Below are 23,752 nucleotides of genomic sequence, written 5' to 3'. Positions count from 1 at the left end.
TTTTAAGATACCTTGAATAAAGTGTACTTACACACTTTATTTGACAAACCCGATTTTATTGTAATATTTTTCAGTGCAATAAAATTTTTTGCACTGAAAAACTTAGAAGTAGAACGGAGTTATACGTGTTTGAGATTTTAAAATTAAATAACTTAATGTCACCTTACATCTATCTCTCGAGGTCATAAGCTAAGCGCTGAAGAAGGCGTAGTTTGCCTTCTTCAGCGCTCGTCTTATGCTTGTCGCCGATAAGCAGGCACTCTTCGCCCTTCCTTCTCCTTTATCTTGGTCAGAGTCAGTCCAGCCCGTACATCGCTAAACGGATGCTTCCACTTTTCTATGTCCAGTTCCGGTGCCTATCGACTAGCAGACTTCGCGCCTCCTCCTACGATAAGTCAACATCGGTTCGCCTTTGGCTCACCGTGTTTCCTTTATCTCGTCGAAGGCCCTCCAGTCTGTACGTCGATGAACAGGCCCCTTCACTTTTCTCCTGTCCAGTTCCGGGGCCTATCGACTAGCAGACTTCGCGCCTCCTCCTACGATAAGTCAACATCGGTTCGCCTTTGGCTCACCGTGTTTCCTTTATCTCGTCGAAGGCCCTCCAGTCTGTACGTCGATGAACAGGCCCTTCCACTTTTCTATACATATTGTCCATGGTTGTCTCATATATTTTTAATGCGTCAGGAGAGACGAGGCTGGATACGGGAGTTATTGCTGCATTGAGCGGAACGGCACGCAATTTGAAATGGCAATGCTGGCGAATCATTCCCGGCATCCTCCTAATCTCTTCTTTTCATGTGTAAATGAGACAACAAAGGGGTTGAAGGAATGAGAAAGGGGCTATGGCTCGTTTGGGGACTTTTTGCGGCGATGCTCGTGCTTTCGGCCTGTGGTTCAAAATCTCAGGAAGATGTCGCGAAGGGATTGAAGGAAAGAGCGGGGGATATTAAGGGGTACAAGGCAAAAGCGAAGATGACGCTGGAAGTAGGGGATGAGCCCCAAGTTTATGATATTGATGTCTGGCATCATAAACCGGGTGATTATCGGGTCCATTTGAAAAACGCCAAAAAAGAACAAAGCCAAATGATTTTAAGGAATAAGAGCGGTGTTTATGTATTAACGCCGGCTCTGAACAAAAGTTATAAGTTTCAGAGTGATTGGCCGCAAAACAGCAGCCAAGCGTATTTGTTTGAATCTCTGGTGAAAGATGTTCTTGAGGATAAGGAGGCGAAGTTCAAGGAGACGAAGGAGCATTATGTGTTTGAGACAAAGACACGCTACCAGAATCAAAAAATTCTTCCAACTCAGGAAGTCACTTTCAAGAAAAGGACTTTGGAGCCAATCAGTGTCAAAGTGATGGATACAGATAAAAATCCGGTTGTCACTGTGAAGTTTACGAAGGTTGATTTTGATGCCAAGTTTGATGAGGATGCATTTGATACAAAGAAAAATATGACGAGTGCCCAGTTGGAAGTGCCTGTGCTGGCAGACCTGAGCGGAAAGGAATTTTCAGTGAAGTATTCGATGGCCGACATTCCTGGTGTTACGCTTCATGATGAGACGACGATGGAGACGGACACGGGGAAACGTGTTATCCTGACGTACGAAGGGGAGGATAAATCCTTCACGCTCTTCCAGGAGAAGGCTGAAGTGATTCCAACAGCTTCAATGGAGACAGTGGAAATGGCTGGTGAGATGGTGGACCTCGGTTTTGCCATTGGTGTCATAAATGATCATTCTATTGTCTGGAGCCAGGACGGTGTCGATTACATGGTTGCTTCCAAAGACCTGACGCAGGAAGAGATGATGATGGTCGCACGTTCAGTTCAAGGAGACTCGGTGAAATAGGCCCTTTTATATGAAAGGGTCTATTTTTTTGCATAGGATCATGAACTGGTAGTTGTACGTTTTTGAAAAAATGATATAATGGTCTCTAATAATTATAAATATTTAGAACTTTGTGTATTTAGGAATAAGTTACCCCTTCTTGACCTCCATTTATGGAGGGAGTCCCTTTTTAAGGATCGTCACGGAGGAGGTGGCATTCGATACGAAAAATATAATATGGGGAGGTGGATAGTGTTTTGGGAGCTCGAAGCGTTTCACTTTATGAAACCGCTTCTGCATCAGGATCAGACATGGAAGAACGGTTTAACTTCATTCAGCAGAAATCTCCCACTTCTGTAAGTGGTGAGATGAATGCCTATTGGTATTCCATTCAGTGAGGGTTCAAACCCCGGCTGAATAAAGTTAAAGCCTCTGGCGGATGCCACAGATTTTCAGAGGAAATTTATCGAGCGGAGCTCGATAAAATCTGGGCGCAAATACGCAAGGCGCATTTGATTAGTCTGAGTTTCATAAAGGCATTTTGTTTTCTCGGCCTGCGTCTTTTGAATTGCTGATTTTGATTTTAAAAAAAGGAGCGATGTTGCTATGGCTAGGATAGAAAAAGATATGGGGCCCAGCGTTCCGCCTCCATCACAGAAAGGTCTGTTGGAGAGGTTGTTTAAGCTATCGGAGAGGAATACGAATGTCCGCACGGAAGTACTCGCAGGGCTGACTTCCTTTTTGACAATGAGCTATATCATTTTTGTTAATCCGGCGATTCTGTCCGATGCCGGGATTCCAAAGGAAGCGGCATTGGCCGCGACCATCTATGCGAGTGTTTTTTGTACAATTCTAATGGCACTTTGGGCTAATTACCCTGTTGCAGTGGCACCAGGAATGGGCTTGAATGCCTTTTTTGCGTATACCGTTGTCCTCGGCCATGGACTGACATGGCAAACGGCACTGGGAGCGGTATTTATTTCGGGCGTTCTGTTTTTTATCTTGACGGTGACTGGAGTCCGTCAAAAGATCGTGGATGGAGTACCCGACGTACTGAAATCAGCAATTGGCGTCGGGATCGGTTTGTTCATCGCTTTTATCGGTTTTTCCAATGCGGAATTGATCGTTGCGAATGAAGCGACTTTTGTTTCGTTGGGTGATGTAACGAGCCTTGGGCCAATCCTTGCCTTGATCGGTTTCATTATTGCCGCAGTATTAACGGCCAAGAAGGTAAAAGGAGCTCTTCTCATCAGTATTATTGGAACAAGTATCATTGCGATGATCACAGGGTTTATTGGGTTTCCCAAAGGGATGGGGGATATTGTTTCATTTCACTTACCCAGCATGTCCGAGACTTTTTTAGCGATGGATATTAAAGGGGCTATCGCGTACGGAATCCTCTCTGTCATCTTTTCCTTTACAATTGTAGAGCTGTTTGATAACTTAGCAACATTAATCGGATTAACGCGAAAAGCCGGGTTGGTGAATGAAGATGGGAAAATCCAGAATCTTGACCGTGCCCTTCAAGCAGATTCAATCGGTACAATGGCGAGTGCTGCTTTTGGAAGTACGGCATTGAATGCTTATGTAGAAAATGCGACAGGAATCCAAGAAGGCGGCCGAACAGGCTTGACCGCATTGACGGCAGGGATATTATTCCTTTTGGCGCTGTTTTTTGCACCGCTGATTGTTTTTGTCCCTTCTGTAGCGACAGCGCCGATTCTTATCCTGGTCGGTGCTTTAATGATTAGCGAAATCAAGAATATCAGTTTCGATGATTTTACAGATGTCATCCCTGTATTCCTGACTATTATATTAATGCCTTTGACATACAGTATCGCAACAGGCTTGGCTTTCGGATTTATTTCTTATACATTATTAAAACTGCTTACAGGCAAAGCCAGTCAAATCCACTGGATTATGTATATCGTTAGTGCGGCGTTCATCATCAACTTTATCATGGGCGGAGGCTAATCCGATAAATAGAGAGAGGGATACTGATTGACTTTTACAAAGGAACTTCTGAAAAAAAGAATCGATGTCGCAGCGAAAAGACTCCCTGCCGATTTAGTCATTAAAAACGGAAAAGTTGTCAATGTATTTACGAGGGAAGTCATAACAGAGGATATTGCGATTGTTGATGGTTATATCGTTGGGACAGGGGCGTTTGAAGGATATAAGACTGTGGATGCTTCCGATCAATTTGTCGTGCCCGGCTTTATAGACGGGCATGTCCATATCGAATCTGCGATGGTGACCCCTTCGGAGTTCTCCAATGTTGTGCTCCCACATGGAGTTACGACCATAGTGGCCGATCCGCATGAGATAGCGAACGTAAGCGGAACAGACGGAATCGACTTTATGCTAGAAGCTTCAGAAGGCATTCCGCTCGAGGTTCTTCTAATGCTCCCTTCATGTGTTCCTGCCACTCCTTTTGAAAACTCCGGGGCCACCTTGGAGCATTCTGATTTGGAGCCTTATTATACTCATCCAAGAGTCATCGGCCTTGGAGAGGTTATGGATTATCCTTCTGTCCTTTATAAGGACGATAAAATGTTGGATAAGATTATGGATGCTTCGGTAAAAGAAAAGCACGTTGATGGCCATGGGTCGGCTATTGATGCTGACGGGATCAATGTCTATATGGCAGCAGGCATTAGAACGGATCATGAATGCGTGACTGCGGAGGAAGCTCTAGTCCGCTTGAGAAAAGGGATGTATGTAATGCTGCGTGAAGGGTCCGCAGCAAAAGACCTGGTCACCCTGCTCAAGGCAGTGAATGAACATAATGCACGCCGTTGCCTTTTCGTTACGGATGACAAGCATCTGGATGAAATCATAGATGAAGGAAGCATCGATTTCAATGTGAAAACGGCCATTCGGGAAGGAGTAGACCCGCTGCTTGCTATTCAAATGGCCACGCTGAATGCTGCAGAATGCTTTGGTTTAAAAACAAAAGGTGCCATTGCTCCAGGCTTTGAAGCAGACTTGGTACTGTTAAAAGACTTGGAAACTGTTGATATTGGACGAGTGTATAAAGGTGGCAAGCTTGTGGCGAAAAACGGAGAAGTCATCCAGGCGACAGGGTCGATCACTCCGCCTTCTATCATCACCGACAGCGTCAATATTAGTCCTGTTTCTCTCGAAGGTTTAAAAGTGAAAATGAGTAGAGGGAACATGGCGAATATCATTGAAATAAGGCCGAAAATGATTGTCACAAGACATCTCATTGAGGAGGTAGATGTTAAAGGCGGTTATTTTCAGCCGAGCGTTGAAAAGGACCAGTTGAAAATAGCGGTTATCGAACGCCATTGCCGGACCGGTAATATTGGTTTAGGAATCATCAAGGGATTGGGAATCAAAAATGGCGCGATTGCATCAACGGTTGCCCATGATTCCCATAATATTGTAGCCGCTGGGACAAATGATGAGGATTTGTTAAGAGCGATCCACTTGACGGCTGGTATGAGGGGAGGCCTTGCTGTCGTCGAGGGTGGAAAACTGCTTGCTTCCCTCCCGCTTCCGGTTGCCGGCTTAATGTCCAATATGGAATATAAAGTGGTTAATGAACGGATTCATGACCTTAACAATGCCCTAGCAAAAGTCGGCTGCTCGATGGAATTCAATCCATTCATTACATTGGCGTTTCTCGCCTTGCCGGTTATTCCTGAACTGAAGCTTACTGATACAGGATTATTCGATGTTAAAAGTTTCCAGCATTTAGACGTTGAAGCTGTAAGTGTAAAATAGGAGAATATAAGGCTCCCGTTGCCAGGCGGGAGCTTATATTCTCTAAAATATTCACCTGTTCAACTGATTTGTTGGTAGTCTTTTTTTCATTTCTCCTTAATTTTAATCCCGAATTAGTCGTGCAGATCTCCTTTAGGGGAACGGAGCTATTATATAGGCTGAAGCTGCTCCAACACCTTTTCTAACTCCAGTACACTCTTTTTTTCTAATAAAGAAAACACGCTATTTTACAAAGTTGACTTTCAAATTTATTTCAAAATTTATTTGACATATACGAGAGTGAATTGAATAATCAAATAGGAGTCAATTTGATTTTCCGGGGAGCGTGACTTTTTTTGATTGGCCAAACTCAATATTTTCGTGATACATGGGCTGAGATTGATCTTGATGCCTTGTATCAAAATGTAAAAACAATCCGTGACGGGCTGCCTCGGGAAACGAAATTGTTTGCTGCGGTCAAAGCCAATGCATACGGACACGGAGACTTTCAAATTGCCAAAGAAGCCTTGGAGGCAGGCGCCCATGGCCTTGTTGTGGCATTGCTTGATGAAGCATTGGCACTGAGAGAAAAAGGGATAAAAGCGCCGATCCTTGTACTTGGCCTAATCAGGCCAACGGATGCCAGTGTTGCCGCCAGGCATCAAATTTCAGTACCAGTATTCCAAGTGGAATGGCTCAAAGAAGCGAGTCAGACGATGGAGAGCGGGAATCCGCCGCTAAAGGTTCATATTAAGTGCGATACGGGAATGGGGCGTATCGGACTTAAGCATGAAAAGGAACTGAAAGAAATCGAGCAGTTCATCAACAAAACGGATAGATTTGAATTCGAAGGGATTTTCACCCATTTCTCGACCGCCGACCAAGCTTCGGAAGAGTATTATCAAATGCAGCTGGCGGCTTTTAAACAACTTGTTTCTGTATTGGATACGGTCCCGAAGTATGTACATGCTGCTAATAGTGCGGGAGCCCTTTGCCACTGCGATTCATTATTTAATGCGGTCAGGGTAGGGATTGCCATCTATGGCCTTTCGACATCGACAGAAAGACCACCGCTTAATAAGGTGAAGCAAGTATTCTCACTTCACACCAAAATTGTTCATGTTAAAAAAATTCAGCCAGGTGAGTGCATCGGGTATGGAGCCAGCTACAAGGCACAAAAAGAAGAATGGATTGCGACAATTCCAATCGGCTATGCAGATGGCTGGCTGCGAAAGATGGAAAAGCAAAGGGTTATCGTGGATGGAGAGCGAGCGAACATCGTAGGCAGAATCTGTATGGACCAGACAATGGTTAGACTTCCCCATTTTATGCCGATTGGTACTAAAGTCACTCTGATTGGCGAGCAAGCTGATGACTTTATATCAGTGGAGGAAATTGCCGAGAAGCTTGACACGATTAATTATGAAGTGGTCTGCACGATCAATTTTCGGGTCCCTCGTATTTACAAAAGGGGTAACCAGCCGGTTGAGATCGAGAACAAACTATTTCTCGGAATATAGTGTCAAGAAGCGTCTTGTGTGCTCGACCTCGGTAAACGACGCTTTACGAATTTCCGTTGTTCAATTGTAGGTGGTGTTTCTCCTGCGATAAAAGCCAGCATCGGCTCCGACGTACAGGAAGTACTAGTGCAAGCGAAGCGACAGGACGTCGTGTTCTGAGCTACAGGTGTTGTGACTTGCGGCGGCTTTCGTCGCCGTTTCTTTTTTATTGTCTAAGGCACTCCAGTCTGTACGTCGCTAAACGACGTCATCCGCATTTTATAAAAAAATTAATTTATTTTGCTGAAAAAAGAAGGAGTTATGACAAAAAAGGAGAATTCATGTATAAGGAATTCTTTGTCTTGACGATAATAAGAAGAAACGCTAAATGTTTGAAGCCGAAACGTGACCAGCTTTACCTGAAATGATATATTTGTCCTTTATTGTTTTTTTAAAGAGTCTTAAATCTTCTTTGCACCAAGATGTAATGATGTTATGATGGTATGTGGATTAATATTAAACTGTTTTTGTTAAAAACGGCTTGTATTTATGGTGGAGGTGTGAGTTGGTGTCTGAATCCAGCGCAACAACTGAAATTATCATTCGTTTACCACAGCAGCTCTTGGCGGAGTTGGACGGATTTGTGGAGCAAGAAAATGTAAATCGAAATGAATTTATCTACCGAGCTACGAAAATGTATATTCGCGAACGAAGGAAGCGCCACATAGTTGAATCAATGAGACGAGGCTACATGGAAATGGCAAAGATCAACCTAGCTATCGCGTCGGAGGCTATACAGGCGGAATACGAGGCAGAGCATACTGTCGAACGGCTTGTAAGCGGGGGATGATCTTTTGGTCGTTAAACGGGGTGATGTGTTTTTCGCTGATTTATCCCCAGTAGTTGGTTCGGAACAAGGCGGAGTGAGACCGGTACTTGTCATTCAGAACGATATTGGAAACCGATTTAGTCCCACAGTCATTGTTGCAGCCATTACTGCCCAAATCCAAAAAGCAAAGCTGCCTACTCATGTGGAAATTGATTCAAAGCGTTACGGTTTTGAACGGGATTCAGTCATACTGCTTGAACAGATTAGAACAATCGACAAGCAGCGTCTTACTGATAAGATTACACATCTAGATGAAGAAATGATGGAGAAAGTAGATGATGCCTTGCAAATCAGCTTGGGTCTCATCGCTTTTTGAGACGCTTTTTAGCGTCTTTTTTTTATGAAAAATAAAAGGGTGTCCCGGAGGCTGTGCGTATTGCACATCTCTGAAACATTTTCCCCCGATTTAACTTCATTCAGCAGAAGTCTCCCACTTGTGTAAGTGGTGAGATGAATGCATATTGGCATTCCATTTAGTGGGGGTTCAAACCTTTAAAGCCTCCGGTGGATGCCACAGATTTTCAGAGGAATTTATGAGCGAAGCTCGGTAAAATCTGGCGCAAATACGCCAAGGCGCATTTGATATGAGTAGGAATAACAATCTAGTCTTAAAGATATAACCTTAAATAGAATATTTTTGCAAATAATTGGATGTTTTTGCAAACATTTGTAAATTGTATGGCGAACTTGCTAAAATAACAGCATAAACAAAAATAGGACGTGAATAGGCAAACGATTGGAGGATAATTGAGTGAATATCGAAGTTGCCAATTTTTTGAAAGAATACAAGGTTGACTTACTCGAAAATTGGATGGCCGTCATGAAAAAAAGTGGAGACGAACTGTCATTGAGTCTTGTTTCTGATGATGGGTTTAAGCACATCGGCAAAGAATTTATTGAAGTTGCCATTTCCAATAAAGTAGATTCAGAGAGTAAATATAAGCAGAAGGTTGAACACTTTACTGAAAGGGTTGTAAGGATTGGCTGGGAACTGCCCTTTTTAATGGATGGTCTCAATACGCTAAAAGCACTTATATTGAGACGAATGAGGGAAGATAAGGAATATACCAGTGAACAGACAGTTGAATTGATTTCAGAGATTGATAACTGGCTTAACCCAATGACTAGTCAAATTGTAGAATCTTATTCCAATAATTGGGGAAAAGTAGTTTCCCTCCAAAAAGTTGCTCTGCAAGAATTATCAGCTCCTTTGATACCTGTATTTGAAAAAATTTCCGTCATGCCACTGGTGGGAACCATTGATACGGAAAGAGCGAGACTAATCATGGAGAATTTGCTTTCAGGAGTTGTCAAACACCGATCTGAAGTTGTTTTAATCGATATCACCGGTGTTCCTGTTGTGGATACAATGGTCGCACATCATATCATACAAGCGGCAGATGCTGTCAGACTTGTGGGGGCAAGATGCATGCTCGTAGGAATCCGCCCTGAAATTGCACAAACCATTGTGAATCTTGGAATCAGCCTTAATCAGGTTACGACAACAAGTACGCTTCAAAAAGGAATCGAAAAGGCATTAGAATTCACGAATAGAAAAATTGTGCCGCTTAAGGGGGATTCAGATTGAGAATACCAATCTTAAAGCTGCGGGATTGTTTATTAGTTTCTATTCAATGGGAATTGGATGATCAAACTGCGCTTTCATTTCAGGAAGACCTTTTGCAAAAAATTCATATGACAAATGCCCGAGGTGTCGTTATCGACATTACAGCCATTGACTTTATTGATTCCTTCATTGCCAAAGTACTGGGGGACGTAATGGAAATGTCAAAATTAATGGGGGCTAAGGTAGTCATTACAGGGATACAACCAGCGGTGGCCATCACTCTGATTGAGTTAGGAATCAGGCTTGAGGGTGTCATGACCGCTCTTGATTTGGAAAATGGGTTGGATAAACTAGAACAGGAACTGGGGGATTAAGCCTATGGAGCTGCAGTCCTTCGTAAAAATAATAAATGAATGGGACATCGTAGCAGTTCGCCAATTAGGGAGAAATGCAGCGAAAGAGCTGGGTTTTGGGGTAGTGGACCAAGCAAGAATAACAACTGCGATTAGCGAATTGGCACGAAATATATTCTTGTATGCCGGTGATGGCAAAGTGACCATTAATAAAATTCTTTTGGACGGAAAAAAGGGATTGAAAATCGTTGCAGAAGATGAGGGTCCGGGGATAGAGGATATTCGAAAAGTAATGGAAGATGGATATTCCACTTCTGGGGGGCTGGGAGCCGGTCTTCCGGGTGTTAAACGATTGATGGATGAGTTTGATGTTCAATCCCAAGTTGGAAAGGGGACTGTCATCACCGCTATTAAGTGGCTCCGGTAAAAAGGAGTGAATTGAGTGGACTTTTGGGATACGGTTGAATCAAAATACAAAGATATTATTAAAAGATACCTCCTTGATAAAGATGAAAGGGTGCTCTATCAAGGGCAGAAATTAAGTCGAAAGTTGATAGAGCATCACATAGGTCCTGAAGAAATTGTCAGTCTGCATAAAACGATTCTAATGGAAGGGGATCATTCTTCCAAGCAACTGCTGGACTCCTTTGATGTCCTCCTGGAAGTAATGATGGCCTACGGACTTGCCTACAGGGAGCATCAAAGCCTCAGGACTGAACAAATGGCACTGAAAAACGAAATCGAAGTGGCGGCCAGCATGCAGCAGACGCTACTCAGGACATCTATCCCCCAGATGGAAGAGGCAGAGATTGGGGCTATTAGTGTACCGGCTCGACAAATGAATGGTGATTATTTTCATTTTGTCATGGATGATGAACAAAATGTCGGCATCGCGATTGCGGATGTTATTGGGAAAGGGATTCCTGCCGCATTATCCATGTCGATGATTAAATACGCGATGGATAGTTTACATGAGGACCAGCTTCGGCCTGGTGCGATACTCAGAAGCCTAAACCGGGTTGTTGAGAGGAATGTCGATCCAAGCATGTTTATCACGATGTGTTTTGGCGTCTATGATCAGCAGGAATATACATTTCGCTATTCTACAGCCGGACATGAACCTGGTTTTTTTTACAATGCTAAGAACAGAGAGTTCAAAGAGCTGGAAGGAAAAGGTCTGCTGCTTGGAATCGAAAAAAACACTGAGTATCGCGAATATCAAATAGCTTTGGAGCCGGGCGACATGGTTATTCTTTTATCTGATGGTGTCACCGAATGCCGAACAGACGAAGGCTTTATCGAAAGGGAGAGACTGACAGACCTGATCCATAAATATATTGATTTACCTGCTCAGGAAATTGTGATCAATGTCTATAAAGAATTGGAAAGGCTGCAGGAGTTTGAGCTTCGTGATGATTTCACTTTAATTATTTTAAAAAGAGACATATAAACTATGTTTGCTTTACCTGAAAGCCGGGTATATGTAAATGGTATGATAAACACTACGTATTATAGGGGTGGGTAATATGAATGTTTCTATAGAAATAAAAGAAAAGGACAACATTTTTTACGTACAGCTTACAGGTGAAATTGACGCTTATACAGCTCCGAGGGTGAAAGAGAAGCTTATGGAGGCTGCTAAAGGTGATAGCGTTAAGTTGAATATTGATTTATCGAACGTTAGCTATATGGATAGTACCGGTCTCGGTGTGTTTGTCGGGGTCTTCAAACAACTGCGCGCCAATAATGGTTATATGGAACTGACTGGAATGACAGAAAGGCTGCAGCGCCTGTTTGATATTACCGGACTTGCCGATGTGATGAACATCAATACCGAGGTGGAGGGTCGAGTATGATGGTTGCAGCTTTTGATTATGTTGAGATGAAGGTGCCTGCCAAGCCGGAGTATGTTGGAGTCGTAAGGTTGACTATTTCAGGCATCTCAAGCCGGCTGGGTTTTTCCTATGAAGTGATTGAAGATATTAAAATCGCTACAAGTGAAGCTGTCACTAATGCGGTTCAGCATGCATATAAGAAGAAAGAAGCCGGAGAGGTTGTTGTCGGCTTTGCGCTTTATAATGATCGCCTTGAGGTCATGGTGTCTGATTCTGGAAAGAGCTTTGATATGAAAAAGACACGACGCGAAACCGGACCATACTCAGAAAAAGAAAATGTGGAATTCATGCGTGAAGGAGGATTGGGACTATATTTAATGGAGAGTTTGATGGATGAAGTCAACGTCCAATTGAACCAAGGGGTCAGTGTCTTTATGACGAAATACCTCGAAGGGGAGCAGGTGGAGTTGAATGCCAAACAAATCTCAACCTGATTACCAGAACACTGACGTCAACAAATGGATCAAAGCCTTTCAGCTTTATGAGGACAAAGAAGCTCAAAATAATCTGGTTCTGCATTATAAAAATTTGGTTGACTCAATCGCACGTAAATATTCAAAAGGAAAATCATACCACGAAGATATTTTTCAAGTGGGAATCATCGGATTATTGGGTGCCATAAGGCGCTATGATGATTCATACGGTAAATCGTTCGAAGCATTTGCAATACCGACGATTATCGGAGAAATCAAACGTTTTTTACGTGACAAGACCTGGAGTGTACACGTTCCTCGCAGAATTAAGGAATTGGGTCCTAAAATCAAGACAACTGTAGAGGACTTGACAAGAGAGCTTCAGCGATCACCGCAAATTCATGAAATTGCAGACCGCCTCGATGTAACGGAAGAAGAAGTTTTGGAAGCGATGGAAATGGGTAGAAGCTATCAGGCGCTGTCTGTGGATCATTCCATTGAAGCGGATGCGGACGGGAGCACTGTTACTCTATTGGATATTATCGGAAATGTGGACGAGGGTTATGAGAGAGTGAACCAGAAACTTGTTGTGGAAAAAGTCTTACACATATTGACCGATCGGGAAAGGCAAGTTATCCAATATACGTATTTAGAGAACTTAAGCCAGAAAGAAACTGGAGATTTACTGGATATTTCACAGATGCACGTTTCAAGACTTCAGCGCCGGGCGATTAAAAAACTGAAGGATGCGATATTAACAGAGCCGATGAATACGGAGAGCTCTACTCCATGATGCACTTTCAAAATGAATGTATAGAGGCATACGCTTTTCAAAGGGCTAAAGAAGGAAAAGCTTTTTGTGGTGACAGCTTTTACATGACAGCAAATAATGATTGCTTTCTTTGTGTTCTGTCCGATGGTCTTGGAAGTGGCGAATATGCTTATGAATCTTCCCAAGCAGTGATTTCTATTGTCAAATCAAACCCAGAAGAAGACGTCGAAACGCTTATGAATTTCAGCAATAAAGTGCTGCTTAACAAACGCGGAGCGGCGACAGCCATCTTTAAAGCAGACTTTCGAAAAAAGACTTTTGAATACAGTTGTGTTGGAAACATTCGGTTTTATTTATATACGCCTTCCGGAAAAATGGTTTATCCAATGCCTGTGTCGGGCTATTTATCAGGCAGGCCTCAAAAATTCCGAACACAAAAATTCCCATACGATCCTCAATCCAACTTTCTAGTCCATTCAGACGGTTTTGTCAGAGAGGATTCAAAGCAGTTTATCAACAACAGTCAAACAATTTCCGTCATTGCCAACCGCTTGAAACTGAATCAAATCAATAAAAACGATGATGTTACATTTATTGTAGGAAGCCTGCTTAAGTAAGCGGGTTTTTGTTTGTTGCAGAAAACTATCCAATTTCTACCAAGCTCATGATTTTTTAACGAATTATACCACATCTGGCTTTAGTGTCTATCGACCAGCAGACTGTGAACTCCCCCTACAACAAGTTAACAAGTACAGGAAGTACTAGTGTCGGCGATGCGACAGGATACCTCGATTTGAGGCTGCCTTCGTTACTGGGGTATTCGGATACGAGTCTTATCGGCGACTAGCAGTCACTCCCGGATTTCCTTATCTCTCACCTTGTAAAAGTAACCCCTTGAGGTTATAAAACTGTTGCAGTTTATACTTGGCGGGGTTAAACAAGGCGTTTTTCGCATTTCAACGCAGGCTATATGTCGATAAACAGATGCTTGCGTCTTTGCTTACCATGGTATTTGGGTGTAGTGCGATGTTAAGATAAAATAATAGTGACGAAAATGAAACGAGGGATTCCGATGGTTGAAACTGAAACGAAGACTAATCATGATCAGCTTATTCAGAAGCTGGCAAAAGAATTGGAGCTTTCAGGTAGGCAAGTCAAAAGTGTCATCACTTTACTTGAAGAAGGGAACACGGTTCCGTTCATTGCTCGCTACCGGAAAGAAATGACCGGCGCACTTGATGAAGTTCAAATAAAAGATATTATGGAAAGTTGGACGTACATACAGAATTTGGAGCAGCGTAAAGAGGATGTCCTCCGTCTGATTGATGAGCAGGGTAAGCTGACTGAAGAATTGAAACAAAAGATTGTTAAAGCCGATAAGTTGCAGACAGTGGAAGATCTCTATCGTCCATACAGGCAAAAGCGGCGTACAAAAGCGACTGTTGCAAAAGAAAAGGGATTGGAGCCTTTGGCAGACTGGCTTTGGGGATTTCCTGCTGAGGGAAGTGTTCAAGAGGAAGCTGAAAAATATGTTTCCAGTGAACGAGGAGTAAAAGACGCCCAAGGAGCAATCCAGGGGGCTAAAGATATACTGGCAGAACGGATTTCAGATGATGCTGCCGTCCGTCAATGGATCCGGGATGAAACACTCCGTTCCGGTCAAGTAACGTCAGAGGTGAAAAAGGCAGAGCTGGACGAAAAATCGGTGTATGAGATGTATTATGAATACGAAGAACCAGTGAAGAGAATCGTGCCTCACCGAGTCCTTGCACTAAACCGTGGTGAAAAGGAAGATATTTTACGGGTGTCCATCAAACCAGATTCAGAAAAAATTATTGCCTATTTAAAAAGGAAATTCATTAAAAAGGAATTGTCTGTTTCAGTTCCTGATGTAGCGGATGCTATCGAAGATAGCTATAAGCGTTTGATTGAGCCTTCCATTGAACGTGAAATTAGAAATGAACTGACAGCTAAAGCGGAAGACCAGTCTATTCATATCTTTTCAGAAAACCTTCGAAAGCTGCTGCTCCAGCCTCCGCTGAAAGGGAAGATAGTTCTTGGTGTAGATCCGGCGTATCGGACCGGCTGCAAACTGTCCGTTGTGGATGAGACAGGAAAGGTGCTTTATATTGATGTTATATATCCGCATCCGCCAAAAGCAAAGCCTGATCAGGCGAAAGAAAAGATGGTTGATGTCTTGAAAAAGTATAACATCGAAATCGTCGCGATCGGCAACGGGACAGCATCACAGGAAACGGAGCAGTTTACAGCCAATATTTTAAAAGGGTTAAAGGCCGACATTTCTTATATTATTGTCAACGAAGCGGGGGCGAGCGTCTACTCGGCGTCCGATTTAGCGAGAGAGGAGTTTCCCGAGCTGCAGGTTGAAGAAAGAAGTGCAGTCTCCATTGCACGACGTCTGCAGGACCCACTTGCGGAACTGGTAAAAATCGACCCTAAATCGGTAGGTGTTGGTCAGTATCAGCATGATGTGACTCAGAAAAAATTGAATGAACAGCTTGCCTTTGTTGTCGAGACGGCGGTGAATCAAGTAGGGGTAAACGTTAATACGGCTTCCCCTTCATTGCTTCAATACGTATCGGGATTAAGCAAAACGGTGGCAAATAATATCGTGAAGCAGCGAGAGGAAAACGGGAAATTTACCAGCCGTGCCCAATTAAAGAAGATCCCGCGTCTTGGGGCGAAAACGTATGAGCAGGCCATTGGCTTTATGCGAATATTAGACGGAAGGGATCCACTAGACGCCACGCCTATTCATCCAGAAAGCTATCCGGAGGTAAAAAAGCTGCTTGAATCGATTGGGTTGACATCTGCTGATGTCGGTACTGAAAAAATGACTGAGGCCTTGAAGCATTTATCTATTAAAGAAACGGCGAAGGAGCTAGGGCTTGGTGAGTTGACTCTCCGTGATATCATTGAATCATTGATGAAGCCAGGGCGCGATCTGCGTGACGAACTGCCAAAGCCATTGTTGAAAAAAGATTTACTGAAGCTTGAGGACTTGAAAGCGGGAATGGAGCTACAGGGAACCGTACGAAATGTTGTTGATTTTGGTGCATTTGTCGATGTTGGTGTCAAAGAAGACGGTTTGGTTCATATCTCAAAATTGAGCAACCGTTTCGTAAAGCATCCGCTTGATGTTGTCTCACTAGGAGATGTCGTCACCGTCTGGGTAGAAAATGTGGATGTCCAAAAGGGACGTTTATCTTTAACGATGGTTCATTCGAATAAGTAAATGAAGAAACACTGCTTATCCAGAGCAGTGTTTTCTTCTGTAAAAGAACCAACATTGGTTAAGTAGCTTTATTTGATACCGATCTTTTTCCAAAAAAGCTTTCTGCATCTGGTTTTGAAACCAGGCAGGCATTAGTATCGCCCCTTCCAAGCTGAGATTTTTGTTAATATAAATATATGAGGAGAAGAGATGCTATGTTCGACTTTTTAGGCTGTTGGAGGTAAGAAAATGACAAATGAAGAGCTTCAGGCACTGACTGAAAAAATATCTGAAACATGTTTTTTAAAACCGTTCAAGCATAAGGCTATATTCAATCCGCGCCTTAGGACAACGGGAGGACGTTACATGCTCGGAACTCACAATATTGAAATCAACAGAATATATTTCGAAGAGCATGGAATGGTTGAACTAGAAGGCATTATCAAACATGAGCTTTGCCACTACCACCTCCATATAGAAGGAAAGGGCTATAAACATCGAGATACAGACTTTCGGGCATTATTAAAAGAGGTAGGGGCTCCCAGACACTGTACACCACTTGTTCGTGACAAGAAAAGGCCTGCTGTAAAGCGGAGCTATGTTTGTACAAAGTGTGGACAGCATTATGAGCGACAACGAAGAGTAAATATAAATAGATATTTTTGCGGTAAATGCAGGGGGAAACTCCGCGAGAATGTTTGAATCGGGTGTAGCAAGTGAGAAAAGTAGAAATAAAGAATTAAAGAAATTGCTAGAATCCCCTTGACAGTATAGATGAGAGTATTTATAATCGTAAGAGCATTCATACGGGGAAGTACTCAAGAGGCCGAAGAGGTGCCCCTGCTAAGGGCATAGGTCGCGTAAGCGGCGCGAGGGTTCAAATCCCTCCTTCTCCGCCATTTTTTTATGTTGGCCCCTTGGTCAAGCGGTTAAGACACCGCCCTTTCACGGCGGTAACACGGGTTCGAATCCCGTAGGGGTCATATAGCTTGTCTTTGGGCGTTTGTCATGACTGGGAGTTGCTTCTTCCGTGTCCAGCTANGGTTAAGACACCGCCCTTTCACGGCGGTAACACGGGTTCGAATCCCGTAGGGGTCATATAGCTTGTCTTTGGGCGTTTGTCATGACTGGGAGTTGCTTCTTCCGTGTCCAGCTACAGCGCCTATCGACTAGCAGACTTCGCGCCTCCTCCTACGATAAGTCAACATCGGTTCGCCTTTCAGGCTCACCGTGTTTCCTTTATATCGTCGAAGGCACTCCAGTCTGTACGTCTATGAACAGGCGCTTTCGCATTTCATGGTCCCGTGGTGTAGCGGTTAACATGCCTGCCTGTCACGCAGGAGATCGCGGGTTCGATTCCCGTCGGGACCGCTTAAAAAAATTCTTGCATTTTTTTAACGGATTTTATATAATAGATAACTCGGAATGATGGGCTATAGCCAAGCGGTAAGGCAACGGACTTTGACTCCGTGATTCGCTGGTTCGAATCCAGCTAGCCCAGCCAAGAGCCATTAGCTCAGTTGGTAGAGCATCTGACTTTTAATCAGAGGGTCGCAGGTTCGAATCCTGCATGGCTCACTCTTTAAAAAAGAGAGAATAAAATATTAAAAAACTGTTGACACATTCAGGTTGAGATGTTAAGATATATCTTGTCCTTGAAAAAGGCGGTCGTGGCGGAATCGGCAGACGCGCTAGGTTGAGGGCCTAGTGGTAGCAATACCGTGGAGGTTCAAGTCCTCTCGACCGCACCAAGAATATATGCGCCCGTAGCTCAATTGGATAGAGCGTTTGACTACGGATCAAAAGGTTAGGGGTTCGACTCCTCTCGGGCGCGCCAATTACATTTTTGAAATCTTTGAACGGGAAGTGGCTCAGCTTGGTAGAGCACTTGGTTTGGGACCAAGGGGTCGCAGGTTCAAATCCTGTCTTCCCGACCATGTATCATAATGAATGCGGGTGTAGTTTAGTGGTAAAACTACAGCCTTCCAAGCTGTTGTCGTGGGTTCGATTCCCATCACCCGCTCCATTTTTTCTAAAAAGTTCTTGACAAACTCGCCGAATGGTGATATGATGGTAAAGTTGCTTAAGAGAGCAACTTAAAGTTTGATCTTTGAAAACTGAACGAAACGAAACGTCAATAATAATTTTAAAGTCAGCTTTATTATGAGCTAACAAATTCTTTTTATGAGAGTTTGATCCTGGCTCAGGACGAACGCTGGCGGCGTGCCTAATACATGCAAGTCGAGCGGATGAAAGGGAGCTTGNTGATCTTTGAAAACTGAACGAAACGAAACGAAACGAAACGTCAATAATAATTTTAAAGTCAGCTTTATTATGAGCTAACAAATTCTTTTTATTAGAGTTTGATCCTGGCTCAGGACGAACGCTGGCGGCGTGCCTAATACATGCAAGTCGAGCGGATGAAAGGGAGCTTGCTCCCTGGATTCAGCGGCGGACGGGTGAGTAACACGTGGGCAACCTGCCTGTAAGACTGGGATAACTCCGGGAAACCGGGGCTAATACCGGATAACTTCTTTTCTCGCATGGGGAGAGGTTGAAAGACGGTTATGCTGTCACTTACAGATGGGCCCGCGGCGCATTAGCTAGTTGGTGGGGTAACGGCCTACCAAGGCGACGATGCGTAGCCGACCTGAGAGGGTGATCGGCCACACTGGGACTGAGACACGGCCCAGACTCCTACGGGAGGCAGCAGTAGGGAATCTTCCGCAATGGACGAAAGTCTGACGGAGCAACGCCGCGTGAGTGACGAAGGCCTTCGGGTCGTAAAACTCTGTTATCAGGGAAGAATAAGCATTGGTTAACTGCCAGTGCCTTGACGGTACCTGACCAGAAAGCCACGGCTAACTACGTGCCAGCAGCCGCGGTAATACGTAGGTGGCAAGCGTTGTCCGGAATTATTGGGCGTAAAGCGCGCGCAGGCGGCTTCTTAAGTCTGATGTGAAAGCCCACGGCTCAACCGTGGAGGGTCATTGGAAACTGGGAGGCTTGAGTGCAGAAGAGAAGAGCGGAATTCCACGTGTAGCGGTGAAATGCGTAGAGATGTGGAGGAACACCAGTGGCGAAGGCGGCTCTTTGGTCTGTAACTGACGCTGAGGCGCGAAAGCGTGGGGAGAGAACAGGATTAGATACCCTGGTATTCCACGCCGTAAACGATGAGTGCTAAGTGTTAGGGGGTTTCCGCCCCTTAGTGCTGCAGCAAACGCATTAAGCACTCCGCCTGGGGAGTACGGCCGCAAGGCTGAAACTCAAAGGAATTGACGGGGGCCCGCACAAGCGGTGGAGCATGTGGTTTAATTCGAAGCAACGCGAAGAACCTTACCAGGTCTTGACATCCCGCTGCCCGCTCTGGAGACAGAGTCTTCCCTTCGGGGACAGCGGTGACAGGTGGTGCATGGTTGTCGTCAGCTCGTGTCGTGAGATGTTGGGTTAAGTCCCGCAACGAGCGCAACCCTTGATCTTAGTTGCCAGCATTAAGTTGGGCACTCTAAGGTGACTGCCGGTGACAAACCGGAGGAAGGTGGGGATGACGTCAAATCATCATGCCCCTTATGACCTGGGCTACACACGTGCTACAATGGATGGTACAGAGGGCAGCAAGACCGCGAGGTGGAGCAAATCCCTTAAAACCATTCTCAGTTCGGATTGCAGGCTGCAACTCGCCTGCATGAAGCCGGAATCGCTAGTAATCGCGGATCAGCATGCCGCGGTGAATACGTTCCCGGGCCTTGTACACACCGCCCGTCACACCACGAGAGTTTGTAACACCCGAAGTCGGTGGGGTAACCATTTGGAGCCAGCCGCCGAAGGTGGGACAGATGATTGGGGTGAAGTCGTAACAAGGTAGCCGTATCGGAAGGTGCGGCTGGATCACCTCCTTTCTAAGGAAAAATGAAATGTGGAGGCGACTGTTCAGCTGCGACAAGCACTGGAGCTTCTGACGGAAAAGTCCGATAGGACTTTAACAGAAGAAGCGAAGTGACCTCGAGCAGCTAGGAGCCGCAACTAGACATTTCTAACACGAAAGACGTTTTCGTTTCGTTCAGTTTTGAGAGGTTAAACTCTCAGCAATATTCGTTCTTTGAAAACCAGATAAGTAAGAGAAGAAACAAACCGAGAATCGTTCACCTTATGGATGATCCATATGGAGAAGCCATAAGAAGCGTAAAAACCTTTGGTTTATACTCAATACCAAGGGCAGCGAGAAGCGAGTAGTTCGAGGAAGCGAGCGAATGAACACCGGAGCGTATTTCAATACGCGAGGATGTGAATGAGCGAAGCTGACGAAGAAATGCGAAGCTTATCGTTGGCCGACAAGATTAAGTTACAAAGGGCGCACGGTGGATGCCTTGGCACTAGGAGCCGACGAAGGACGGAACGAACACCGATATGCTCCGGGGAGCTGTAAGCAAGCATAGATCCGGAGATTTCCGAATGGGGGAACCCACTGCCAGTAATGGGGCNAAAACCTTTAGGTTTGAGTGTCAGCACTCAACCAAGGGCAACAAGAAGCGAGAAGGTCGAGGAAGCGATGGAGCGAACACCGGAGCGCACTGTAGTGCGTGAGGATGTGAGTGACAGAGCTGACGAAGAGATTCGACGCTGATTGTTGGCCAGTAAAGATTAAGTTAATAAGGGCGCACGGTGGATGCCTTGGCACTAGGAGCCGACGAAGGACGGAACGAACACCGATATGCTCCGGGGAGCTGTAAGCAAGCATAGATCCGGAGATTTCCGAATGGGGGAACCCACTGCCAGTAATGGGGCAGTATCCTATACTGAATCCATAGGTATAGGAAGGCAGACCCGGGGAACTGAAACATCTTAGTACCCGGAGGAAGAGAAAGAAAAATCGATTCCCCAAGTAGCGGCGAGCGAAACGGGAAGAGCCCAAACCAGAAGGCTTGCCTTCTGGGGTTGTAGGACACTCTATACGGAGTTACAAAGGAATGTGGTAGATGAAGCGGTCTGGAAAGGCCCGCCAAAGAAGGTAACAGCCCTGTAATTGACACTTCATTCCCTCCAGAGTGGATCCTGAGTACGGCGGGACACGAGGAATCCCGTCGGAATCCGGGAGGACCATCTCCCAAGGCTAAATACTCCCTAGTGACCGATAGTGAACCAGTACCGTGAGGGAAAGGTGAAAAGCACCCCGGGAGGGGAGTGAAATAGATCCTGAAACCGTGTGCCTACAAGTAGTCAGAGCACTATATGTGTGATGGCGTGCCTTTTGTAGAATGAACCGGCGAGTTGCGATTTCATGCAAGGTTAAGCTGAAGAGGCGGAGCCGCAGCGAAAGCGAGTCTGAATAGGGCGAAAGAGTATGAGGTCGCAGACCCGAAACCAGGTGATCTACCCATGTCCAGGGTGAAGGTCAGGTAACACTGACTGGAGGCCCGAACCCACGTATGTTGAAAAATGCGGGGATGAGGTGTGGGTAGGGGTGAAATTCCAATCGAACCTGGAGATAGCTGGTTCTCTCCGAAATAGCTTTAGGGCTAGCCTCAAGGCAAGAGTACCGGAGGTAGAGCACTGTTTGGACTAGGGGCCCTCATCGGGTTACCGAATTCAGACAAACTCCGAATGCCGGATACTCATCCTTGGGAGTCAGACTGCGAGTGATAAGATCCGTAGTCGAGAGGGAAACAACCCAGACCACCAGCTAAGGTCCCCAAGTATACGTTAAGTGGAAAAGGATGTGGAGTTGCTTAGACAACCAGGATGTTGGCTTAGAAGCAGCCACCATTCAAAGAGTGCGTAATAGCTCACTGGTCGAGTGACTCTGCGCCGAAAATGTACCGGGGCTAAACGTATCACCGAAGCTGTGGATTGTCTTAGACAATGGTAGGAGAGCGTTCCAAGTGCAGTGAAGTCATTTTGTAAGAAATGGTGGAGCGCTTGGAAGTGAGAATGCCGGTATGAGTAGCGAAAGAAGGGTGAGAATCCCTTCCACCGAATGCCTAAGGTTTCCTGAGGAAGGCTCGTCCGCTCAGGGTTAGTCGGGACCTAAGCCGAGGCCGAAAGGCGTAGGCGATGGACAACAGGTTGATATTCCTGTACCGCCTCGTTTCCGTTTGAGTGAAGGGGGGACGCAGGAGGATAGGGTAAGCGCACGACTGGATTGTGCGTCCAAGCAGTAAGGCTGGCAAGTAGGCAAATCCGCTTGCCATAAGGCTGAGCTGTGATGGCGAGGGAAATATAGTACCGAAGTTCCTGATTCCACACTGCCAAGAAAAGCCTCTAGCGAGGAAACAGGCGCCCGTACCGCAAACCGACACAGGTAGGCGAGGAGAGAATCCTAAGGTGATCGAGAGAACTCTCGTTAAGGAACTCGGCAAAATGACCCCGTAACTTCGGGAGAAGGGGTGCTCCTGCGGGTGCAAGCCTGCGGGAGCCGCAGTGAATAGGCCCAGGCGACTGTTTAGCAAAAACACAGGTCTCTGCGAAGCCGTAAGGCGAAGTATAGGGGCTGACGCCTGCCCGGTGCTGGAAGGTTAAGAGGAGCGCTTAGACTCTGTCGAAGGTGCGAATTGAAGCCCCAGTAAACGGCGGCCGTAACTATAACGGTCCTAAGGTAGCGAAATTCCTTGTCGGGTAAGTTCCGACCCGCACGAAAGGCGCAACGATCTGGGCACTGTCTCAACGAGAGACTCGGTGAAATTATAGTATGCGTGAAGATGCGCATTACCCGCGACAGGACGGAAAGACCCCGTGGAGCTTTACTGCACCCTGATATTGACTGTCTGTGCAGCTTGTACAGGATAGGTAGGAGCCTTGGAAGCCGGAGCGCTAGCTTCGGTGGAGGCACTGGTGGGATACTACCCTGGCTGTATGGACCGTCTAACCCGCGACCCTGATCGGGTTGGGAGACAGTGTCAGGCAGGCAGTTTGACTGGGGCGGTCGCCTCCTAAAAGGTAACGGAGGCGCCCAAAGGTTCCCTCAGAATGGTTGGAAATCATTCGCAGAGTGTAAAGGCAGAAGGGAGCTTGACTGCGAGACCTACAAGTCGAGCAGGGACGAAAGTCGGGCTTAGTGATCCGGTGGTTCCGCATGGAAGGGCCATCGCTCAACGGATAAAAGCTACCCCGGGGATAACAGGCTTATCTCCCCCAAGAGTTCACATCGACGGGGAGGTTTGGCACCTCGATGTCGGCTCATCGCATCCTGGGGCTGTAGTCGGTCCCAAGGGTTGGGCTGTTCGCCCATTAAAGCGGTACGCGAGCTGGGTTCAGAACGTCGTGAGACAGTTCGGTCCCTATCCGTCGCGGGCGCAGGAAATTTGAGAGGAGCTGTCCTTAGTACGAGAGGACCGGGATGGACGCACCGCTGGTGTACCAGTTGTCTTGCCAAAGGCATCGCTGGGTAGCTATGTGCGGAAGGGATAAGTGCTGAAAGCATCTAAGCATGAAGCCCCCCTCAAGATGAGATTTCCCATTGTCTGCTTGCAGGCAAGTAAGATCCCTGAAAGACGATCAGGTAGATAGGTCCGGTGTGGAAGTGTGGCGACACATGGAGCTGACGGATACTAATCGATCGAGGACTTAATCTAAATAA

The 23,752-nt window shown here is 45.6% G+C and carries 19 protein-coding genes, 10 tRNA genes and 2 rRNA genes; 29 read left to right on the top strand and 2 right to left on the bottom strand.

Features of this window, described 5'->3' with window-relative positions:
- Positions 1-568: 568 nt before the first annotated feature.
- On the bottom strand, positions 569-766 hold the full coding sequence (locus D5F11_RS24830) for a hypothetical protein (protein WP_126646683.1): 198 nt from the start codon (positions 764-766) through the stop codon (positions 569-571).
- 62 nt (positions 767-828) lie between these two features.
- On the opposite strand from D5F11_RS24830, the gene D5F11_RS24825 reads away from it, so the two are divergent.
- From D5F11_RS24825 to D5F11_RS24755, 16 genes are all read left to right on the top strand, one after another.
- A complete protein-coding gene (locus D5F11_RS24825) occupies positions 829-1,848 on the top strand; it encodes a LolA family protein (RefSeq protein WP_120119626.1) in 1,020 nt (339 codons plus the stop codon).
- A 236-nt stretch (positions 1,849-2,084) separates the two neighbouring features.
- Complete coding sequence (locus D5F11_RS27075; protein WP_185830903.1) at positions 2,085-2,225, top strand: hypothetical protein; 141 nt, start codon at positions 2,085-2,087, stop codon at positions 2,223-2,225.
- Between the two features lie 208 nt (positions 2,226-2,433).
- On the top strand, positions 2,434-3,801 hold the full coding sequence (locus D5F11_RS24820; RefSeq protein ID WP_120119450.1) for an NCS2 family permease: 1,368 nt from the start codon (positions 2,434-2,436) through the stop codon (positions 3,799-3,801).
- 27 nt (positions 3,802-3,828) lie between these two features.
- Positions 3,829-5,577, top strand: coding sequence for an adenine deaminase (gene ade / locus D5F11_RS24815; protein ID WP_120119451.1), 1,749 nt, complete (start codon positions 3,829-3,831; stop codon positions 5,575-5,577).
- Between the two features lie 335 nt (positions 5,578-5,912).
- Positions 5,913-7,076, top strand: coding sequence for an alanine racemase (alr, locus tag D5F11_RS24810; RefSeq protein WP_120119452.1), 1,164 nt, complete (start codon positions 5,913-5,915; stop codon positions 7,074-7,076).
- Positions 7,077-7,623: 547 nt separating this feature from the next.
- Complete coding sequence (locus tag D5F11_RS24805) at positions 7,624-7,905, top strand: CopG family ribbon-helix-helix protein (RefSeq protein WP_120119453.1); 282 nt, start codon at positions 7,624-7,626, stop codon at positions 7,903-7,905.
- A gap of 4 nt (positions 7,906-7,909) precedes the next feature.
- Positions 7,910-8,260: a type II toxin-antitoxin system PemK/MazF family toxin gene (locus D5F11_RS24800; RefSeq protein WP_018709209.1), complete on the top strand. Its 351-nt coding sequence runs from the start codon at positions 7,910-7,912 to the stop codon at positions 8,258-8,260.
- Positions 8,261-8,695: 435 nt separating this feature from the next.
- Entirely contained in the window at positions 8,696-9,532 is an 837-nt protein-coding gene (locus D5F11_RS24795) for an STAS domain-containing protein (RefSeq protein ID WP_120119454.1), read from the top strand.
- On the top strand, positions 9,529-9,885 hold the full coding sequence (locus tag D5F11_RS24790) for an STAS domain-containing protein (protein ID WP_120119455.1): 357 nt from the start codon (positions 9,529-9,531) through the stop codon (positions 9,883-9,885). Before D5F11_RS24795 ends, D5F11_RS24790 begins: the two co-directional genes overlap by 4 nt.
- A 4-nt stretch (positions 9,886-9,889) precedes the next feature.
- Positions 9,890-10,291, top strand: coding sequence for an anti-sigma regulatory factor (locus D5F11_RS24785; RefSeq protein WP_120119456.1), 402 nt, complete (start codon positions 9,890-9,892; stop codon positions 10,289-10,291).
- 15 nt (positions 10,292-10,306) lie between these two features.
- A complete protein-coding gene (locus D5F11_RS24780; RefSeq protein ID WP_120119457.1) occupies positions 10,307-11,314 on the top strand; it encodes a PP2C family protein-serine/threonine phosphatase in 1,008 nt (335 codons plus the stop codon).
- 76 nt (positions 11,315-11,390) lie between these two features.
- Positions 11,391-11,720 (top strand): anti-sigma factor antagonist, encoded by a 330-nt coding sequence (locus D5F11_RS24775; protein ID WP_120119458.1) that lies wholly within the window; start codon positions 11,391-11,393, stop codon positions 11,718-11,720.
- Positions 11,720-12,193, top strand: a complete 474-nt coding sequence (gene rsbW / locus D5F11_RS24770; protein WP_120119464.1) for an anti-sigma B factor RsbW — start codon at positions 11,720-11,722, stop codon at positions 12,191-12,193. The genes D5F11_RS24775 and rsbW overlap by 1 nt, the downstream gene beginning before the upstream one ends.
- Positions 12,171-12,965: an RNA polymerase sigma factor SigB gene (gene sigB / locus D5F11_RS24765; RefSeq protein WP_120119459.1), complete on the top strand. Its 795-nt coding sequence runs from the start codon at positions 12,171-12,173 to the stop codon at positions 12,963-12,965. The genes rsbW and sigB overlap by 23 nt, the downstream gene beginning before the upstream one ends.
- Positions 12,962-13,561 carry a PP2C family serine/threonine-protein phosphatase gene (locus tag D5F11_RS24760; protein WP_120119460.1) on the top strand — a complete coding sequence of 200 codons (600 nt, stop codon included), beginning with the start codon at positions 12,962-12,964 and terminating at the stop codon, positions 13,559-13,561. Before sigB ends, D5F11_RS24760 begins: the two co-directional genes overlap by 4 nt.
- Before the next feature lie 455 nt (positions 13,562-14,016).
- Positions 14,017-16,200, top strand: coding sequence for a Tex family protein (locus tag D5F11_RS24755; RefSeq protein ID WP_120119461.1), 2,184 nt, complete (start codon positions 14,017-14,019; stop codon positions 16,198-16,200).
- Positions 16,201-16,215: 15 nt separating this feature from the next.
- Here D5F11_RS24755 and cmpA read toward each other — a convergent pair whose 3' ends face one another.
- Positions 16,216-16,332, bottom strand: coding sequence for a cortex morphogenetic protein CmpA (cmpA, locus tag D5F11_RS24750; RefSeq protein ID WP_120119462.1), 117 nt, complete (start codon positions 16,330-16,332; stop codon positions 16,216-16,218).
- Positions 16,333-16,428: 96 nt separating this feature from the next.
- On the opposite strand from cmpA, the gene D5F11_RS24745 reads away from it, so the two are divergent.
- The 13 genes from D5F11_RS24745 (at position 16,429) to D5F11_RS24685 (ending at position 23,747) form a co-directional block, all read left to right on the top strand.
- Entirely contained in the window at positions 16,429-16,881 is a 453-nt protein-coding gene (locus D5F11_RS24745) for a SprT family protein (protein WP_120119463.1), read from the top strand.
- Positions 16,882-16,987: 106 nt separating this feature from the next.
- Positions 16,988-17,078 (top strand) — tRNA-Ser (locus D5F11_RS24740).
- Between the two features lie 12 nt (positions 17,079-17,090).
- A tRNA-Glu gene (locus tag D5F11_RS24735) sits at positions 17,091-17,162 on the top strand.
- Positions 17,163-17,210: 48 nt separating this feature from the next.
- Positions 17,211-17,274: transfer RNA gene (locus tag D5F11_RS24730), tRNA-Glu, on the top strand.
- 203 nt (positions 17,275-17,477) lie between these two features.
- Positions 17,478-17,550: transfer RNA gene (locus D5F11_RS24725), tRNA-Asp, on the top strand.
- Positions 17,551-17,608: 58 nt separating this feature from the next.
- Positions 17,609-17,683 (top strand) — tRNA-Gln (locus tag D5F11_RS24720).
- Between the two features lies 1 nt (position 17,684).
- Positions 17,685-17,757 (top strand) — tRNA-Lys (locus tag D5F11_RS24715).
- An 86-nt stretch (positions 17,758-17,843) separates the two neighbouring features.
- A tRNA-Leu gene (locus D5F11_RS24710) sits at positions 17,844-17,930 on the top strand.
- A gap of 9 nt (positions 17,931-17,939) precedes the next feature.
- A tRNA-Arg gene (locus tag D5F11_RS24705) sits at positions 17,940-18,016 on the top strand.
- A gap of 23 nt (positions 18,017-18,039) precedes the next feature.
- A tRNA-Pro gene (locus D5F11_RS24700) sits at positions 18,040-18,116 on the top strand.
- Positions 18,117-18,131: 15 nt separating this feature from the next.
- A tRNA-Gly gene (locus D5F11_RS24695) sits at positions 18,132-18,205 on the top strand.
- Between the two features lie 325 nt (positions 18,206-18,530).
- A 16S ribosomal RNA gene (locus D5F11_RS24690) occupies positions 18,531-20,078 on the top strand.
- Positions 20,079-20,818: 740 nt separating this feature from the next.
- Positions 20,819-23,747: ribosomal RNA gene (locus D5F11_RS24685) — 23S ribosomal RNA — on the top strand.
- The 16S and 23S rRNA genes sit together here with 10 tRNA genes alongside, the layout of an rRNA operon.
- Positions 23,748-23,752 lie beyond the last annotated feature (5 nt).

The organism is Siminovitchia terrae (genome assembly GCF_003605405.2).
In the GTDB taxonomy this organism is placed as follows: domain Bacteria; phylum Bacillota; class Bacilli; order Bacillales; family Bacillaceae_C; genus Siminovitchia; species Siminovitchia terrae.
Note: the sequence above shows the minus strand (reverse complement) of the source record. Positions and strands in the feature narration are given on the sequence as shown.

Excerpts from the sequence above, each read along its gene's own strand:
- D5F11_RS24830 (WP_126646683.1), bottom strand. The coding sequence starts at position 766 with ATGATTCGCCAGCATTGCCATTTCAAATTGCGTGCCGTTCCGCTCAAT.
- D5F11_RS24825 (WP_120119626.1), top strand. The coding sequence starts at position 829 with ATGAGAAAGGGGCTATGGCTCGTTTGGGGACTTTTTGCGGCGATGCTC.
- D5F11_RS24820 (WP_120119450.1), top strand. The coding sequence starts at position 2,434 with ATGGCTAGGATAGAAAAAGATATGGGGCCCAGCGTTCCGCCTCCATCA.
- D5F11_RS24785 (WP_120119456.1), top strand. The coding sequence starts at position 9,890 with ATGGAGCTGCAGTCCTTCGTAAAAATAATAAATGAATGGGACATCGTA.
- D5F11_RS24775 (WP_120119458.1), top strand. The coding sequence starts at position 11,391 with ATGAATGTTTCTATAGAAATAAAAGAAAAGGACAACATTTTTTACGTA.
- rsbW (WP_120119464.1), top strand. The coding sequence starts at position 11,720 with ATGGTTGCAGCTTTTGATTATGTTGAGATGAAGGTGCCTGCCAAGCCG.
- sigB (WP_120119459.1), top strand. The coding sequence starts at position 12,171 with ATGCCAAACAAATCTCAACCTGATTACCAGAACACTGACGTCAACAAA.
- D5F11_RS24760 (WP_120119460.1), top strand. The coding sequence starts at position 12,962 with ATGATGCACTTTCAAAATGAATGTATAGAGGCATACGCTTTTCAAAGG.
- D5F11_RS24755 (WP_120119461.1), top strand. The coding sequence starts at position 14,017 with ATGGTTGAAACTGAAACGAAGACTAATCATGATCAGCTTATTCAGAAG.
- cmpA (WP_120119462.1), bottom strand. The coding sequence starts at position 16,332 with ATGCCTGCCTGGTTTCAAAACCAGATGCAGAAAGCTTTTTTGGAAAAA.
- D5F11_RS24745 (WP_120119463.1), top strand. The coding sequence starts at position 16,429 with ATGACAAATGAAGAGCTTCAGGCACTGACTGAAAAAATATCTGAAACA.